The organism is Pseudomonadota bacterium (assembly GCA_013285465.1).
Classification (GTDB): domain Bacteria; phylum Pseudomonadota; class Alphaproteobacteria; order Micavibrionales; family CSBR16-224; genus CSBR16-224.
Window position 1 is genome coordinate 382,891 of record CP053449.1, and the last position, 16,816, is coordinate 399,706.

At 52.2% G+C, this 16,816-nt stretch carries 16 protein-coding genes; 7 read left to right on the top strand and 9 right to left on the bottom strand.

Going from position 1 to position 16,816, the window contains the following annotated elements; translation table 11 throughout:
- Nucleotides 1–24 precede the first annotated feature (24 nt).
- Both dapE and HND56_01920 read left to right on the top strand, forming a co-directional pair.
- Entirely contained in the window at nt 25–1,482 is a 1,458-nt protein-coding gene (gene dapE / locus HND56_01915; GenBank protein QKK04517.1) for a succinyl-diaminopimelate desuccinylase, read from the top strand.
- Nucleotides 1,445–1,933, top strand: a complete 489-nt coding sequence (locus HND56_01920) for a GNAT family N-acetyltransferase (protein ID QKK04518.1) — start codon at nt 1,445–1,447, stop codon at nt 1,931–1,933. The genes dapE and HND56_01920 overlap by 38 nt, the downstream gene beginning before the upstream one ends.
- Before the next feature lie 9 nt (nt 1,934–1,942).
- Here HND56_01920 and HND56_01925 read toward each other — a convergent pair whose 3' ends face one another.
- The 4 genes from HND56_01925 to HND56_01940 form a co-directional block, all read right to left on the bottom strand.
- Nucleotides 1,943–3,334 (bottom strand): NAD(P)(+) transhydrogenase (Re/Si-specific) subunit beta, encoded by a 1,392-nt coding sequence (locus tag HND56_01925; protein QKK04519.1) that lies wholly within the window; start codon nt 3,332–3,334, stop codon nt 1,943–1,945.
- Between the two features lie 13 nt (nt 3,335–3,347).
- The gene (locus tag HND56_01930; protein QKK04520.1) at nt 3,348–3,764 is read right to left on the bottom strand and encodes an NAD(P) transhydrogenase subunit alpha; all 417 of its coding nucleotides are present in this window, start codon (nt 3,762–3,764) and stop codon (nt 3,348–3,350) included.
- 37 nt (nt 3,765–3,801) lie between these two features.
- The gene (locus tag HND56_01935; GenBank protein QKK04521.1) at nt 3,802–5,088 is read right to left on the bottom strand and encodes a Re/Si-specific NAD(P)(+) transhydrogenase subunit alpha; all 1,287 of its coding nucleotides are present in this window, start codon (nt 5,086–5,088) and stop codon (nt 3,802–3,804) included.
- Between the two features lie 84 nt (nt 5,089–5,172).
- Nucleotides 5,173–5,841 (bottom strand): TetR/AcrR family transcriptional regulator, encoded by a 669-nt coding sequence (locus tag HND56_01940; protein QKK04522.1) that lies wholly within the window; start codon nt 5,839–5,841, stop codon nt 5,173–5,175.
- A gap of 414 nt (nt 5,842–6,255) precedes the next feature.
- Between HND56_01940 and HND56_01945 the strand changes: the two genes are divergently transcribed.
- Nucleotides 6,256–6,429, top strand: a complete 174-nt coding sequence (locus tag HND56_01945; GenBank protein ID QKK04523.1) for a hypothetical protein — start codon at nt 6,256–6,258, stop codon at nt 6,427–6,429.
- A 22-nt stretch (nt 6,430–6,451) separates the two neighbouring features.
- Here HND56_01945 and HND56_01950 read toward each other — a convergent pair whose 3' ends face one another.
- From HND56_01950 to murJ, 4 genes are all read right to left on the bottom strand, one after another.
- Nucleotides 6,452–7,045 (bottom strand): hypothetical protein, encoded by a 594-nt coding sequence (locus tag HND56_01950; GenBank protein ID QKK04524.1) that lies wholly within the window; start codon nt 7,043–7,045, stop codon nt 6,452–6,454.
- A gap of 3 nt (nt 7,046–7,048) precedes the next feature.
- On the bottom strand, nt 7,049–8,905 hold the full coding sequence (gene mutL, locus HND56_01955) for a DNA mismatch repair endonuclease MutL (GenBank protein QKK04525.1): 1,857 nt from the start codon (nt 8,903–8,905) through the stop codon (nt 7,049–7,051).
- Between the two features lie 108 nt (nt 8,906–9,013).
- Nucleotides 9,014–10,105 carry a Glu/Leu/Phe/Val dehydrogenase gene (locus tag HND56_01960; GenBank protein QKK04526.1) on the bottom strand — a complete coding sequence of 364 codons (1,092 nt, stop codon included), beginning with the start codon at nt 10,103–10,105 and terminating at the stop codon, nt 9,014–9,016.
- 177 nt (nt 10,106–10,282) lie between these two features.
- Nucleotides 10,283–11,836: a murein biosynthesis integral membrane protein MurJ gene (gene murJ, locus HND56_01965; GenBank protein QKK04527.1), complete on the bottom strand. Its 1,554-nt coding sequence runs from the start codon at nt 11,834–11,836 to the stop codon at nt 10,283–10,285.
- Nucleotides 11,837–11,939: 103 nt separating this feature from the next.
- On the opposite strand from murJ, the gene ubiE reads away from it, so the two are divergent.
- Genes ubiE through cysK form a run of 4 tightly spaced genes read left to right on the top strand, consistent with a single transcriptional unit; the run spans nt 11,940 to nt 15,408 of the window.
- Nucleotides 11,940–12,704, top strand: coding sequence for a bifunctional demethylmenaquinone methyltransferase/2-methoxy-6-polyprenyl-1,4-benzoquinol methylase UbiE (gene ubiE, locus HND56_01970; GenBank protein ID QKK04528.1), 765 nt, complete (start codon nt 11,940–11,942; stop codon nt 12,702–12,704).
- A 5-nt stretch (nt 12,705–12,709) separates the two neighbouring features.
- Entirely contained in the window at nt 12,710–13,951 is a 1,242-nt protein-coding gene (gene coaBC, locus HND56_01975; protein QKK04529.1) for a bifunctional phosphopantothenoylcysteine decarboxylase/phosphopantothenate--cysteine ligase CoaBC, read from the top strand.
- A 23-nt stretch (nt 13,952–13,974) separates the two neighbouring features.
- The gene (gene dut / locus HND56_01980; protein ID QKK04530.1) at nt 13,975–14,448 is read left to right on the top strand and encodes a dUTP diphosphatase; all 474 of its coding nucleotides are present in this window, start codon (nt 13,975–13,977) and stop codon (nt 14,446–14,448) included.
- Between the two features lie 3 nt (nt 14,449–14,451).
- Nucleotides 14,452–15,408 (top strand): cysteine synthase A, encoded by a 957-nt coding sequence (gene cysK / locus HND56_01985; GenBank protein QKK04531.1) that lies wholly within the window; start codon nt 14,452–14,454, stop codon nt 15,406–15,408.
- Between the two features lie 7 nt (nt 15,409–15,415).
- On the opposite strand, the gene HND56_01990 is transcribed toward cysK, so the two are convergent.
- Complete coding sequence (locus tag HND56_01990) at nt 15,416–16,810, bottom strand: VWA domain-containing protein (protein QKK04532.1); 1,395 nt, start codon at nt 16,808–16,810, stop codon at nt 15,416–15,418.
- Between the last annotated feature and the right edge of the window lie 6 nt (nt 16,811–16,816).

A 16,816-nucleotide genomic window follows, 5' to 3' on the forward strand; every position in this document is an offset into this window, starting at 1 on the left:
GTCCTGTTTAAAGAAGAGTTTATCATGCCGAAAGACGGTTCAAAATCTGCGCCCAAAGCGGAAAAGAAAACTGTGCTTCCAGCGCCTTTTATGCCGCAGACGGCGGAGGATAAGGCGCTGATTTCCTTTGCGCAGGAGCTTGTGCGCATCCCCAGTATTACGGCTCTTGATCCGGCTGATCTGGAGGCGTCGCGCAAAACGCTGGATATTGTCGAGAGTTTCGTTGCGCAGACCGGTGCGGATAGTAACCGGATGAGCTTTTCCGGCGGCCATGAAAAATGGGATTACGAGGTCGATAATCTTTACGTTGAATGGGTTTTGGGAACGCCTGAAGAAGGCAAGCCGGAAAAATATCTGTGCTATATCGGCCATACCGATGTCGTGCCGACAGGAGAAAAGAAAAACTGGTCGGATGATCCGTTCAGCGGCGACATTAAAGACGGTTATCTCTATGGGCGCGGCATTACCGATATGAAGGGCAGTGTGGCGGCTTTTGCCGCAGCAGTGAACGAGTTGGCGGAACAGGCTGAGACTGAAGGCGTCAATATCCGTATCGGTATCGTCCTGACCACGGATGAGGAATGGGCGGCTGTGAATGGTACGCGTAAAATCCTCGACTGGCTGAAAAAAGAAGGCAAAAAACCGGATGCCTTTATTGTTGGCGAGCCGTCTTCGCAGGATGAAATCGGCAGTCATATAAAATTGGGGCGGCGCGGTAGCCTGTGCGGGACATTTACCGCCAAAGGTGTGCAGGGGCATGCCGCTTATACTGAATTATTCGAGAATCCGAACCGTGCTCTGTCGCTGGCACTGACCATCCTCAATAGCGAAGCATGGGCGGATGGTAATGAATATTTCCCCAATACGAATTTTGAGGCTGTCGCGACAAAATCAGGTGATTTTAACGCCTCTGCCATTATCCCGGAAAAGGCGGAAGCCTTGTGGAATATCCGCTATACCCATAACCAGACACCTTCAGCGCTGGCAAAATGGATTGAGGATAAGCTGAAAAATCCGCCGGAATGGGCAAAGAACCATCCCGATGCCGATAAGCTGGATAAAATTACTGTGACGGCCAATCTGGATACGGCCTCTATGCCTTATTACAGCCCGCCCGCATCTTTGGCAAAAGCTGCTGCGAAAGCGGTGGAGGAGATCAAAGGCAAAGCACCGGTTCTGGATGGTAGCGGCGGTACGACGGATGGACGTTTTGTGCAGGACTACTTCCCCGATGCGGAAATCATCGAGCTGGGTCTGCCCGAACGCGGCGGCTATGACAGTCACGGTAAACAGCCGGGCGATTATTTCAAAAAAGGCGGTATGCACCAGATTGACGAGCGCGCGAATATTCAGGATATTGTGACTTTGCGCGATATTTTTAAGGCGACATTGCGCAATTACGGTACGCAGGACAAAACCGCTGAACAGAAAAAGGCCGCAAAACATGATCACAATCATTCCCTTCCACGACGCAAACCCTGACGCCGTACGCCGGATTTATGCGGAATCCGTCGCTGCCAATCCGCAGGGTTTTGTGCAGGATTTGTCCTTTCACGGCGATATCATGGCGCAAGCTGCGGATATGGCGGCGGAGGGCGGCGCATTTCTGGTCGCATTACTGGAAGATATGCCGATCGGCATCGGCGGGTTGAAGCCGGAAAAGGAAGACGGCGTTTACGAGCTGTGCAAATTACATGTCCTGAAAGAACATCACGGCAAAGGCTACGGAAAAATGCTGTCATGGGGGTTGATTGATGCCGCGCGGGCAAAAGAAGCCGCGGCTGTTACGCTACATGTGACCGCCACGCAGGAAGCCGCAATCAGCCTGTATGAACGTCTGGGGTTTGAGCGCACCGACCGCAAAACCTATGATGTGCAAATCGGTAACACGGTGCAAAGTTTTGATACCGTCTTTATGCGCCTTGCGCTTTAGCAGAAAAATTTAATGCTCAAGCGCTTTGACGATTTCTTCCGTCATCTTTTTGGCATCATCCAGTAGCATCATCGTATTGTCCTGATAGAAGAGCGGATTGTCGATACCGGCATAGCCCGAACCGAGCGAACGCTTGATAAACAGCACCGTTTTTGCTTTTTCAACATCCAGAACCGGCATACCGTAAATCGGTGATGTTGTGTCGGTTTTGGCGGCGGGGTTGGTGATGTCATTGGCACCGATAATATAGGCGACATCGGTTTGTGCGAAATCGCGGTTGATGTCTTCCAATTCAAACACTTCGTCATAGGGCACATTTGCTTCGGCCAAAAGCACATTCATATGGCCGGGCATGCGTCCTGCGACAGGGTGAATGGCATATTTTACATCCACACCTTCTTTTTTCAGGATATCGGCCATTTCACGCAAAGCGTGCTGTGCCTGTGCCACCGCCATACCGTAACCCGGCACGATGATGACTTTCGAGGCGTTTTTCATGATATAGGCGGCATCTTCGGCAGAGCCGATTTTCGCCTGACGGTCACCCAGATCTTCAGCCGCACCGGAAGCCTGTTCACCGCCGAAACCGCCCAGAACAACGCTCAGGAAGGAGCGGTTCATACCTTTACACATGATATAGGACAGGATGGCACCGCTGGAGCCGACCAGCGCACCGACAATAATCAACAGCGGGTTATGCAGCGTAAAGCCGATACCGGCGGCGGCCCAGCCTGAATAACTGTTCAGCATGGAGACGATGACAGGCATATCCGCCCCGCCGATCGGCACGATAATCAGCACACCGATCAGGAAGGCCAGCAATACGACCGCCCAGAAAAAGAAGGACATTTGCGAGCTGCACAGCAGAATAATCAACAGCACCAGACCGCAGCCCAGCAGCGCATTGACCATATGCTGCCCCGGATAAACCATGGGCTTGCCGGAAATCACGCCCTGCAATTTCCCCCAGGCGATAATGGAGCCTGTAAAGGTAATGGCACCGATGGCGGCCCCCAGCGACATTTCGAGCATACTGCCAAAAGCGACATAGCCCGGTGCACCAAGGCCATAGGCCTCGGGATTGTAGAAAGCGGCGGCGGCAACGAAAACAGCGGCAAGGCCGACCAGCGAGTGGAAGGCCGCAACCAGCTGCGGCAGCGCCGTCATTTCAATTTTCAGCGCGATCAGCGTACCGATTCCACCGCCGACAAGCAGGCCCAGAAGGATCAGGCTGTACGTCGTCACATGCGGCAGCAGCAAGGTCGCAACAATGGCAACCGCCATACCGGTGATACCGTAGGCCAGCCCCTTGCGCGACGTTTCAGGATGCGACAAGCCGCGCAGCGACAGGATGAAGCAGATGGAAGATGCAAGATATGCGAGAGAAATCATTGTGGTCATTGGTCAGTTCCCCTCACGCTTTCTTTTTGAACATATGCAGCATACGCCGCGTTACGATAAAGCCGCCAAAAATATTGACGGCAGCCAGAACAACGGCAAGAAAACCCATCAGCTTTGAAAACCCGACGGCGGAGGCGCCGACGGCAAGTAAAGCGCCGACAATCACAACCGAGGAAATGGCATTGGTAATCGACATCAGCGGCGAGTGCAGGGCGGGTGTGACGCGCCAGACAACATGATAACCGACGAAACAGGCTAAAACGAAAATAATCAGCCCGTTAATGAAGAAGCCGTCTCCCTGCTGGGCGGCGGCCATGCCTGCATCCTGTGCGGGGGTGGTAGCGGCAAGGGCGGCGGCTTTTTCTGCCAGTTCCGTGGCGGCAGCGGCAAGGTCGCGTGCGCCCTCTGCAAGATTTTGCTGGTTTGACATGTCGTTTACTCCGTCCTGTCTTTTTTAAACGAAAAGATTATTTCTTGGCTTTTTTTGCAGCCGGTTTCTTTGCCGCTGTTTTCTTTGCGGCAGCTTTTTTCGGCGCAGCTTTCTTGGCGGGCTTCTTTTTGCCCGCGGCTTTTTTTGCGGGCGCTTTTTTCGCCGTCGTTTTTTTCTTGGCGGCAGATGTTGTCTTACCGAAAAGCGGGTGAATAACCGCGCCTTCTTTGGTCAGTGCCGTGCCTTTGATAATGTCATCATCCCAGTCAATCGCCAGTTTTTTACTGTCGTCGTTAATAAGAATTTTGACGAAATTCAGGAGGTTGCGCGCATAAAGCGCCGAGGAAACCGTGGCAAGGCGTGAAGCGACATTCTTATGCCCGATAATCGTAACGCCGTGTTTGACGACGACTTTACCGTTTTCCGATGCCGCGCAGTTACCGCCCTGCTCAACGGCAAGATCAACAATAACAGCGCCGGGCTTCATGGATTTCACCATCTCTTCGGTAATCAGAACCGGTGCGGCGCGTCCGGGGATTAAGGCCGTTGTAATGACGATATCCTGTTTCTGGATGGTTTCCTCGACCAGTGCCTGTTGTTTTTTCTGATAGTCTTTCGACATTTCCTTGGCGTAACCGCCGGCGGTTTCAGCCTGTTTGAACTCGTCATCCTCGACGGCAATGAAGGTGCCGCCCAGTGATTGCACCTGTTCTTTCGCGGCAGGGCGGACATCTGTGGCGGAAACGACCGCGCCAAGACGTTTGGCGGTGGCAATGGCCTGCAATCCGGCAACACCGGCGCCCATGATAAAGACTTTTGCGGGCGGAACCGTCCCGGCCGCCGTCATCATCATCGGAAAAGACCCTGTGTAATATTCCGCAGCATCCAGCACGGATTTATATCCGGCCAGATTGGCCTGCGAGGACAGAATGTCCATGCTTTGTGCGCGGGTTATGCGCGGCACCAGCTCCATCGCAAAGCCGGAGAGCTTGTTTGCCGCAAGGGATTTGACAATATCCTGATTATTGTAAGGCGATAAGGCACCGATGACCAATGCGGATTTTTTCAGCTTTTTTAAAACGCTGTCCTGCGGCGCGCCGACACAAAGCAGAATATCGGCATTTTTTACGGCCTCATCTGCGCCGGAGAGTTTCGCACCCGCCTCTTTATATGCCTCGTCAGTATAAGAGGCCTCTGCGCCGGCACCTTTTTCCAGTGTCACGGAACAGCCCGCGGCAATCAGTTTTTTAACGGTTTCGGGAATGACGGCGACACGGCGCTCATTTTCATTTTGTTCTTTTAAGACAGCAACATGTAAAGACACGGCGGTAACCCTTATCTGAATATAAATGACGGATTGATTTCCAACTGCACTAAGCTTGCCTCATCCGGCGGCATTTGTGAAGCCCTAACTCTGTTCCTGATGAACGTATTTTTGCAGAATGGCGGGATCGGCGCGGAAAATATGCACCATATTGAGCAACAGTTTTTGGAATAGCTGGCTTTTTTCCGCAGGATTGTACCATGCCTGACGCATCAGATCGAGATAAGTGGCCAGCGAGATTTCAAGGCTCATGCCGATATCAAGGTCTTCGGGTAGGTCGCCGTCTTTTTGCGCCTCCTGTAACAGCGGAATGATGAGCTCGAGAAAAGGCCGGTAAATTTCCTGCGGGGACAGCCCGTTTTCTTGTTTGCCATGCACCCAGATATAGGAAATAAAGGCAATGGAATTGGCCAGTGTCTGTCCCGTATCTTCCTCCCAGATTTGTGCGGTGAAATACAGCAGATGTTCGATGGCGCTGCGGCCTTCGCGTTTTAGGGCGCTGATTTTTTGAAATTTCTCTTCAAGATACTCCCGGTGCAGAACAATCAGGATCTCACCTTTGGTATCGAAATGCGCATAGACCGAGCCATAGGCGACATCGGCTTCTTTGGCAATATCGGTGGGGCTGGTTTCAAAAAAGCCCTTTTCATCAAAGAGAGCGGCGGCGGCACGTAAAATGCGTTTACGTGTTTCCTGCTTCTGTTTTGCGCGTTTGGTATCGCTCCGCATACGTCCAGGTTTCTGAACTTTCATGGGCTATTCGTTCCTAAAAGCGTCTATTACTTAAAACAATATCGTTTCGGCGCCGCTTTGCCTGCTCTCAAATTTTTTCAACAATTAATCAGTCTCTTATGAAATATCGCCTTTTTTTTGCTTTGTGGCAAGGCGGATTTTCCGGCGCGCTGATTTTTTTCATTGACAAATGTCAATGAAAATGTTACAGTTAAAGAATAGGGACTGGAATCTTCATTTCATTTCCCGATTGGAAAGGGAAATGAAGACCCGGAATAATTCCAACAAGAAGTCTGGGAAAGCCAGATCCTAAAAAAAATACTTAGAAGCCGGGGTCGTCGACAAGCCCGGCTTGCTTTTTTTGGGCAAGAAATTCTTAAAGTTTTTCGGCTATAATAAAAGAACGTGTTGTAATAAAAGGAAAAGAGGTTGTCTATGAGCGTTGCGCCGGTCGTCACACAACAGGCATTGTTCCAGATTCGCGTTGCGACGGAGGTTCTGAAAGCCAATGCCGAAGCGCAGCAGGCGCTTGTGGGGATTATTGCCGATGCGGCCCGTAGCGCACCTGTTTCTTCCTCTCTTGGGACGCGTCTGGATATTCGCGCCTGATTTGCGGCGGCATATTATGAGTTTATGGCCTAACCCACCAGCTTGTAACATCTTTAAATTGGAAAGATGAGCCTGATTGCAGGCCTTTAAAGCCGCGCCATATCCGTGTGAACCACCATGCGCCAAAGCTAATCCATCCGGTAAACATGGTAATCAGTCCCAAAACGCCGTTATCGGCCATAAACTGCTGTAATCCCATATCATTGGGAAGGAGCGCGGCATCGCCCGCTTGTTCTACGGCATCAAAAGCAGCTTTATCACCAAATTTTAGAAGAATACCCATACCCAATATGGTGACGAACGGCAGGAAAAGCCATAAGCCTATCCAGAAGGTACGGATCAGCCATCTGTAATGGGGAGAAAAGGGGGTTTTCTTGCCAAATTTTGCCGATAAATAGCAGAGGAGAACGATGCCGATCATGGTGAGGCTGGCAACCAGCGGAATCGGCTGAATCGGTGTGAACATCAAAACCGAGGAGGCTGCAAAGGAGATATAAATAATTTTCAGCTTTTGGGTTTCGTCCACACCCGCAGAAACCTGTTTGGACGGTACAGCGCCGGATGTGCTGTTTTTATCTGTTTTATCTGCATTTTTTTTGCTGTCTTGTTCTGCCATGATTTATCTTCTGCCGAAAAGTTTCTCAATATCGTTTAACTTTAGCTCAACATAGGTCGGTCGTCCATGATTACATTGACCGGAATGCGGCGTGGCTTCCATTTCGCGCAAAAGCGCATTCATTTCTTCCGTTTTCAGCACGCGTCCGGCACGGACGGAACCGTGGCAGGCCATGGTCGAGCAGACTTCTTCCAGACTTTCTTTTAAGGAGAGCGGCTGGTCCAGTTCGTCCAGATCATCAGCCAGATCACGCAACAGTTTTTTGCAATCGACCTGTCCCAGCAGGGCGGGGGTGGCTTGCACGGCAATCGCACCTTGGCCGAAGGCTTCAATATCAAGCCCCAGCTGTGAAAAAGCCGGTGCGTTTTCCAGCAGACGCTCTGTCGCGCCTGCGTCCAGCTCGACGATTTCGGGGATCAGCAATCCCTGACTTTTGACGGCGCCTTTTTGCAGCTCGTTTTTCATACGTTCATAAACCAGCCGTTCATGTGCGGCATGCTGATCGACAATCACAATGCCGCTTTGCGTTTGTGCGACGATATAAGTGTTGTGCAGTTGCGCACAGGCTGCGCCCAGCGGGTATTCACTGTAATCTTCCTGTTCACGGAGATCATTTTCTGCGGCGGGCGGCGTTTGCGTATGACGCATGGCCGGTGCCAGCGGCATTGCGGCTGCGGCTGCCAGATTGGGCTGTGATGACGGGCGCGGATATTGATAACCATGTCCGGACATGCCCTTCAGATTGCTGTAGCTTTCGGAAGGCTGACTGTATTCCCCCTGCCACAGATTATCGCTTTGCGGCGCAGGGGTGCTTTTGGCAAGATAACCCAGCGCCTGCCCGGCAACGGTTGTGGAGGCGCGGTGCTGTGCTTCGCCGAGTGCATTTCGCAATCCGCGCACAATCAAACCGCTGATATTGCGCGGGTCACGGAATCTGACTTCCGATTTGGCCGGATGCACATTCACATCCACCAGCTCGAACGGCACATCAATAAACAAACACAGAACCGGGTGGCGGTCGCGTGCCAGATAATCGGCATAGGCGGCGCGGATTGCGCCGGTCAGCAATTTATCGCGTACAGGCCGCCCATTGACGAACAGATATTGCGCCTGCGCATTGGAGCGGTTCAAAGTCGGCAGCCCTGCAAAACCTTTCAGCACGGCATCTTCCTTTTCCAGCAAGACCGGCATGGCATTTTCGGAAAAATCCGCGCCCATAATATCCGACAATCTTGCCAGACCGGCATTGTCGCCCGTGCGCGGCGGCAGGGAAAAGACTTTTTTGCCGTTATGTTCCAGAGAAAAGCCGATATCGGGATAAGCCATCGCCAGACGCTCCAGAGCATCACGGGCATGGCGCGCCTCGGTCGGCGGCGTTTTCATGAATTTCAGCCTTGCGGGGGTCGCGTAAAATAAATCGCGCACTTCAATGAGTGTTCCTTCCGGGCAGGCGGATGGCGCGACATCATGTACCAGCCCGCCTTCAACCAGAATTTCATGCCCGTCCGCCTTTTTTCCGCGCGGGCGGCTGGCGATTTTCAAGCGGCTGACGGCACCGATGGAGGCCAGCGCCTCTCCGCGAAAACCGAGGGAGGCGATATGCAGTAAATCCCCGTCCGGCAGTTTTGATGTGGCATGACGTTCAACGGCAAGCCGCAAATCATCCGTATCCATACCGATACCGTTGTCACGGATGGAAATCGACGACAAGCCGCCGTCGCGCAGCGCGATATCAAGCTGTGTCGCGCCGGCATCAATGGCGTTTTCGGCAAGTTCCTTCACCGCGGCGGCGGGACGTTCAATGACTTCGCCCGCAGCAATCTGGTTGATCAGGGATTCCGGCAGTTTTCTAATAAGCATGGCATTAAACTACCGTATTTTTTTCTATCTGTCATCACAGGAAAAGAAAACGCCGCCCGTAAAAAACGGACGGCGGATTTTAAAAAAAATATCTTAAATTTCTGTCTTTCAGGCGGCCTTATCCTGACCGTTCTCCAGGAATAAAAAACGTTTCTCTGCCACGCGGTCAGCAGCTTCGGCAGTGCAGACATTTTCATGTTCCGCACGCAGGAAAATTTCCTCCAGCGTTTCGCGGATGGCGTAAATATGGCGGATCGCATCTTCTTCACGGCCCTGCACGCCTTTGGTAATACGGGCAAGATATTCGTAATAAACATTGATCAAACCGCCGGCATTGACCACGTAATCAGGTGCATAGAGAACGTTTTTCTCTTTCAGAGCAACACCGTGACGGCCTGTTTCCAGCTGATTGTTGGCGGCGCCTGCGACGACTGAAACTTTCAGACGGGCGAGTGTTTTGTCATTGATAATACCGCCCAGCGCGCAAGGTGCGAAAACATCGGCATCAACGTCATAAATTTCATCGAGACCTACAGCGGTTGCACCGAGCTGATCAACGGCTTTTTGAATGCGTCCCGTGTCAATATCGGTGACGGTCAGAATGGCGCCTTCTTCATGCAGACGTTCGCACAGACTATAGCCGACATTGCCAAGTCCCTGCACGGCAACGCGCACACCTTCAACAGAGGTTTTGCCCAGACGGTGCTTTACGGCGGTTTTCAGACCTGTGAAAACGCCCAGTGCCGTCATCGGGGACGGGTTTCCGCCCGCTGTGCCCGTACCGCTGACCGGCAGGCCGACAACATGTCCGGTGTGTTGATGGATATTCACCATGTCTTGGTCATCGGTGTTTACATCTTCCGCGACAATATAAAGCCCGTTCAGCTTTTCAACCATGCGGCCCATTGCCTGCATCATTTGCGGGGTTTTGTCTTTTTTGGCATCGCCGATAATGACGGATTTTCCGCCGCCCAGCGGCAGCCCTGTAATCGCCGCTTTGTAGGTCATACCGCGGGACAGGCGCAGCACATCCGTCAGTGCCTCCGCGTCGCTGGCATAATTCCACATACGACACCCACCCAAAGCCGGGCCCAGATTTGTGTTATGGATCGCGACAATCGCTCGCAATCCCGTCGCTTTGTCCGAAAACAGTACAACTTGCTCATGGTTATCAAATTCAGGGTGGGTAAAAAATTCCATGCCTTATTACTCCTTGCTGGTATGATTGATACCGCTGTGGCTTGTTGATCCAAGGGACAGCACAAGATAATATTCGTACAACTTTATGTACAAACATATATCGTTCGTATGTTTGCCAGACAGAAACGCCAAAATCAAGGAAATCTTATGTTGCATAGCAGCATGAGAAAGGGCGGTTTAGGCGCGTTTTTGCAGTAAACCTTTAAAATGACGCATATTTCCCGTAATGAAGACGGCGAAAAAATATACGCTCATTCCGGCGAAAACCAGCGCAAACATATGGGTAATTTTACCGATCACATTTTTTGGAAACAGAGTCGCGAGTCCCGCATACTGCAATAAAATAAGGGTCACGACCATCAAACCGGCGCAAAAAGCCAGGGATAACAGCTGTTTTGTCTCTGCCGTTGTCCATGTGACGGCAGGATTTTTGTGCAAGACGGCGCGGGTCAAAAGTGCAGCATTTACCCATGCGCCGCAGGCGGTGGCCAGGGCAATGCCGACATGTCCCAGCGGTTTCAAAAATGCGATGCTTAATGCGATATTTACCGATGATCCGATAATGGCATAGCGCACAGGGGTTTTGGTATCTTCGGCGGCAAAAGAGGCACTGCTGAGGATTTTTACGGCGATAAAGGCAGGCAAGGCCAGCGCATAGGCTTGCAACGCGCGTGCGGACATTAATGTGTTATCGGCGGTAAAGGCGCCATGTTCAAAAAGTGCCGCGATAATCGGCACAGCCAGTACAATCAGCCCTGCCGTTGCGGGCAGCGCCAGCATCGTGCCGACAGTCAGGGCTTCTCCGAACAGCGCCCGTCCTTCGGGATGGTTTTCGGATTTGATGGCGCGGGACAGCATCGGCAGTAAGGCAACACCGATGGAAATCCCGATAATGCTTAACGGAAACTGATACAGACGGTCGGCATAATACAGATAAGAAATCGCCCCCGCCGGAAGGAAGGAGGCCAGCACGATATCAATAAATAAATTAACCTGTGCCACGCCTGCGCCCAGAATACCCGGTCCCATCAGCTTGAACAGTTTTTTCATGTCGCCATTCATCTGCGGACGGGCCAACCCGATGCCAGCACCGATGCGGACGCATTGCCAGATCATCCAGATCAGCTGCATCACGCCTGCGCCGATCACGCCGAAAGCCATCGCATGTGCGGCGCTGGGAACATTTCCTCCCGCCATGGTGTAAACCAGCGCGCCGATCAGCGCCAGATTGAAAAACAGCGGCATAGCGGCAAAAGGCGCAAAACGGTCAAAAGCATTCATCACCCCGCCCAGCAGGGCAACGAGTGAAATCAGCACCATATAAGGGAAGGTAATGCGCGATAATTCTACCGCCAGATCATAACGCCCGTTGCCGCCGGCAAAACCGGGCGCAATCACATAGATAACAAACGGCATGGCGATGACCATCAGAATACTGAAAGGGATCAGGATCAACAGCATCATGGATTGCGTGTTACGGGCGAATTTAAGCGCTTCCTCTTTGCCCTCTGTGGCAAGTTTTCCGGAAAAAACGGGCACGAAGGCTGCGCTGAACGCCCCTTCCGCAGTGATGCGCCGGAAAAAATTCGGCAGTTTCAAGGCGACGAAAAACGCATCCGCCAGCGGCCCCGCACCCAGCACGATGGCGGTGAGCATATCGCGGATAAAACCCGCAATACGGCTAAGCAGTGTCCAGCTGCTGATTGTGGCCATGGCTTTAAAGAGTTTCATTTACTGAGGATTACCCCTGATTTATGCCTTTTAGGACTGTCATATCCGTGTGTTTCTTTATATACTGACAGCACTATCATAAAATAAATCGAAGGCAAAACATATGGCAAAACAGGCGAAAAATCCTGAATCGGAATGGTTCGGTTACCGCAAGGTGGATGCGACGGAAAAAACACGGCTGGTCGAAGACGTATTTTCCTCGGTTGCGACACGCTATGATTTGATGAATGATCTGATGTCAGGCGGGCTGCACCGTTTGTGGAAACGCAAATTTCTGTCGATTGTTTATCCGCGTACCGATCATCATCTGCTGGATCTGGCAGGCGGCACGGGCGATATCGCTTTTCGCTATCTTGAAAAAACACAGCATCGCGCCCATGTGACGGTTTGTGATCTCAGCGCGGAAATGCTGGAGGTCGGTCGCGACCGTGCCATTGACCGCGGTATCTTAAAGGAAATCGACTGGGTGGAGGGGAATGCCGAAAAACTGCCCTTCGACGATAACAGTTTTGATACCTGTACCATTGCCTTCGGATTGCGGAATGTGACCCGCATTGATACGGCTTTAAAAGATATCCACCGTGTGTTGAAGCCGGGCGGACGTTTCTTCTGTCTGGAATTCAGTCATGTTGTTCTGCCGGTGCTGGATAAGCTTTATGATGCCTATTCCTTCCACATCATTCCGAAACTGGGGGAATGGGTCGCAAAAGATGCGGAAAGTTATCAATATTTGGCGGAAAGTATCCGTAAATTCCCGACGCAGGAAGATTTGAAGCAGCGCATCACAAAGGCTGGTTTTTCGCAGGCACGATACCGCAATATGTCGGGCGGTATTGTGGCTATTCATAGCGGCTTGAAGGAGGCTTGAAGAGAATGACACTGGCCGGAAAAAATATTTTACTGATTATCAGCGGCGGCATTGCCGCCTATAAAGCTTTAGAGCTGATCCGCTTGATAAAAAAGCAGCAAGGTGATGTGCGCTGTATCCTGACCAAAGGCGGGGCGGAATTTGTGACGCCGTTGTCTGTCGCGGCTTTGTCGGAAAATCAGGTCTATGCCGATCTGTTCTCATTGAAAGATGAAAGCGAGATGGGGCATATCCGCCTGTCACGCGAGGCGGATCTGATTGTCGTTGCGCCCGCCACGGCGCATATGCTGGCAAAAATGGCGCAGGGCTTTGCTGATGATCTGGCGGCGACTGTCTTACTGGCATCAGATAAGCCTGTCATGGTTGCCCCGGCAATGAACCCGCAAATGTGGGCGCATCCTGCGACGCAGGATAATATCGCATTACTGAAAAAGCGCGGCGTTTTGTTTGTCGATCCTGCCGCAGGAGAAATGGCCTGCGGAGAAACCGGTGAAGGCCGTCTGGCGGAGCCGGAAGATATTCTCAAGGAAATCTCCGCACAGCTTGCCGCGCAAAAGGGGGCGCTTTCGGGAAAAAAGGCGCTGGTCACCAGCGGCCCGACTTATGAACCGCTGGATCCCGTGCGCTTTCTGGGCAATCATTCCTCCGGCAAACAGGGGATTGCGATTGCAACGGCGCTGGCCAAGGCGGGGGCGGAAACAACGCTGGTGACAGGTCCGACGCATGAGAGTATTCCCGCAGGTATCAATATTGTGCGTGTCACAACAGCGGCGGAAATGCTGGCGGCCTGCGAAGCGGCGTTGCCTTGTGATATTACCGTTTGCGCGGCGGCGGTTGCGGATTGGACACCTGTCAATACCGCAGAACAGAAAATGAAAAAACGCGATGGTGCCGGACCGCCCGCGATTGAACTCAAGGAAAATCCCGATATTTTGAAAACACTGGCCGGGTTGGGTAATAAACGCCCGCCCTTGCTGATCGGTTTTGCTGCGGAAACAGGTGATGTTGTCTCCCGCGCGACAGCGAAACTGGCGAAAAAGGGCTGTGACTGGATTGTCGCCAATGATGTCTCGGCAGGGACGGAGACATTCGGGGGTGACAGCAATACCGTGCATCTGCTAAAAGCGGGGCAGGAAAAAAACAAAAAGCCGCAGCTTGATACCCCATTGGTGGAGCAATGGCCGCGCATGGGAAAATCCGCTGTGGCGGCCAAGCTGGTCGATCATATTATTGCGGCATTGAAATAGTTTTAAAAGCGAAGGAGACGAGTATGACAGACACAAATATTGATATCATGCGGTTTGAACACGGCAAGGATTTGAACCGCCCTGATTATGCGACGCCGCTTTCGGCGGGGATGGATCTGGAAGCCGCCGTGACGGAAGATCTGGTTTTGAAACAAGGGGAATGGCAATTGGTACCGACCGGACTTGGTATTGCGCTTCCCGAAGGTTTCGAAGCGCAAATTCGTCCGCGCTCCGGCCTTGCCGCAAAACATGCGGTCACGGTTCTAAACAGCCCCGGCACGATTGATGCCGATTACCGCGGCGAAATTAAGGTCATCCTGATTAATCACGGCAAGGAAGATTTTGTGATTACACGCGGTATGCGTATCGCGCAGATGGTCATTGCGGCGCATGCGCGCGCCGTCTGGAACGAGGTTGAAAACCTTGATGAAACCCAGCGCGGTGCAGGCGGTTTCGGTTCGACCGGAACCGATACGCTGGTTGCAAAATCGGCTTGATATATGGAATTCCGCGGAAAAATCTATGATTCGATTACCGATACGATCGGTGCAACACCTTTGGTGCGCCTGCCTAATCTGACAAAGGAAACCGGCGTGCATGCCGATATTCTGGCGAAGCTGGAATTTTTCAATCCGCTCTCCAGCGTCAAGGATCGCTTGGCGATGGCCTTGATCGAAGCGGGAGAGCGCGACGGCAAAATTAAAAAGAATACGGTGATTATCGAGCCGACTTCCGGCAATACCGGCATCGGTCTGGCTTTTATCTGTGCGACGCGCGGTTACCGTTTGATTTTGACGATGCCGGAAACCATGTCATATGAGCGCCGAAAACTGCTGCGCATGTTTGGCGCGGAATTGCATCTAACCCCTGCGGAAGAGGGAATTAAGGGCGCAATAGACAAGGCGCAGCAGCTGGCAAAAGACATTCCCGGCAGCTTTATCCCGCAGCAATTCCAGAACCCGGCCAATCCTGAAATTCACCGCGTTACAACGGCGGAGGAAATCTGGCAGGATACGGAGGGTAAGGTCGATGTGCTGATTGCGGGAATCGGGACAGGCGGCACCATCACCGGTATCTCGCAGGCGTTGAAGGCGAAAAAACCGCAGATTACGACGATTGCGGTTGAGCCGGCAGACAGCGCTGTTTTATCGGGCGGTACTGTCGGCCCGCATAAAATCCAGGGTATCGGACCGGGTTTTGTGCCGGATATTCTGGATACGGATGCGGTTGACGAGGTCATCACCGTCAGTAATGAAAAAGCCTATGAATGGACGCGCAAAGTGATTGAAACCGAGGGGATTCCCGTTGGGATTTCCGGCGGCGCGGCTTTATGGGCGGCATTTGAAACCGGTGCGCGCCGCGATATGCTGAATAAGCAGATTGTGGTCATTATCCCCAGCTGTGCCGAACGTTACTTGTCGCTGCCGCTTTTTGCCGATCTGGCCGAACCGAAATAAATCTTTCCTATTTACTGATATGCAGCTTGCTGAGCTGGTTGGCGATTTCCTGAAACACATCAACAAGATCATCATTGGTCGGTGCATCGAAATACATACTGTCATCCGAGGCACAGTTCCGGTAAAAAGTCTTGGTACTGGCGCTGATACCTGATTGGAAGGTTACCGTATAGATACGGACACCATTTGCTTTGATGTTTTCGCAGGTTTCCTCTAAACGGTCATTCAAATCAGACGGTGTAATGCTGTGTTCACTGGTCTTGCCATAGGCGGAATAGGTCGGATGCATTGTGTTATTACCATCGGTCATCATCACAATCGCTTTACGCCAGCGCGGATCATCCCATTCCTCCCCTTCGGTAAAGGGTTCTTCCGGTGAAATCAGACGCCCGCCCCAGGCCATACCGATATTGCCGTATGTGTGACCTTGTGCGTTAAGAGCATTGATTGTATCTTCCAGCGTCGTACGGTTATTGGTCAGAGGTACGACTGGTGTCGCGGGGCAGTTGGTATTCGGGTTACCGCTATACCATTGCGTACATTGATAAACCCAGCCCTGCCCGGAAACCCATTGCCAGCCGTATCTATAACAAGTGCGGGGATAACGGTACATCTGCCATTCCACGGGCGGCTCGTCTTCCGTGTCCAGCGGATAATCGCGCGCCAGCACACAGCCATGCCATTGATTGGTTTGGCCGGTATTATAGGTGATAGTGCTGGGGTCGGCATAATAATCATCGGTATCCGGTGTGACGACAAAGGCCGTTCCGTATTCCGTACCGTCCGGATTCTCGCCCCATCCATAGGGGCCGACATTGACGGAGGAACTATAGGGGACAAGGCCGATTTTTAAGTAATCTTCATCTTCGATCCGGTCGAACATAATCTCCAGAAAGTCATTGGAGGCCGTCTTCAGTGCTGTGATATTCGACCCGGCCATAGAGCCGGTGACATCAAGCACCAGCACAACTTCCAGACCGGACAGCTCACGCGTGACCTCGGAAAAAGCGTAAACTTCAACCTGATCTTTCCCGAACAGGCGCATAAATTTCGTGTCAACGCGGGCATGTGCGGTGATGGTCACAACCTGATCATCAATAACCATTTCCACATCAAAGGCCGTACCGATTTTTTCTTCAGGATAATTTGCCGCTATGAATGCTTCCATACGCTCTTCCAGCACATCAATATCGCCGGTGGTGCCGGCAACGGCCAGTGCCGCTTTATCCACGGCATTGCCAAGGCGGTTTTTGACGTTATAGGCCTGTCCCATATCCACGGCCAGCCCGACGGCGGCGACCAGAACAGGGATGACAATAGCAAAGACCACAGCCGTCGCACCGGAGGTATCGCCGATATATTTGCCGATCATGGACCGGATATTTTTGAATATTTTCTTCATAGCGAT